Raw genomic sequence first — 367 nt, 5'->3', positions numbered from 1 at the left:
AAAAGTGCTGAGCCCGATATGGCGCGAGAAGACGGAGACCGCGGTCCGGTTGCGCGGACGTATTGAAAGCATCATCGACTGGGCCACCGTCAGTAAATTTCGGCTGGGCGACAACCCAGCCCGCTGGCGCGGGCATCTGGAAAACCTTCTTGCCAACCCCAACAAGATTGCGCCGGTGAAGAACCATCCGGCACTTCCGTGGCGGGAGATCGGCGGTTTCATGAAATTACTCAGGGAACGGGAGGGCGTTGCCGCGCGCGCGATCGAGTTCGCGATCCTGACTGCGTGCCGCTCGGGAGAGGTGCGTGGTGCGACATGGGCCGAGATCGACCTTGGCGCGAAACTGTGGACCATTCCAGCCGAGCGC

General features: G+C 62.1%; 1 protein-coding gene. It reads left to right on the top strand.

Going from position 1 to position 367, the window contains the following annotated elements:
• Positions 1-367 (top strand): tyrosine-type recombinase/integrase (locus C7C56_RS14100; protein WP_370660207.1); only part of this gene is annotated, 367 nt, incomplete at both ends.

The sequence above is a fragment of the Massilia glaciei genome (assembly GCF_003011895.2).
In the GTDB taxonomy this organism is placed as follows: domain Bacteria; phylum Pseudomonadota; class Gammaproteobacteria; order Burkholderiales; family Burkholderiaceae_D; genus Telluria_A; species Telluria_A glaciei.
Note: the sequence above shows the minus strand (reverse complement) of the source record. Positions and strands in the feature narration are given on the sequence as shown.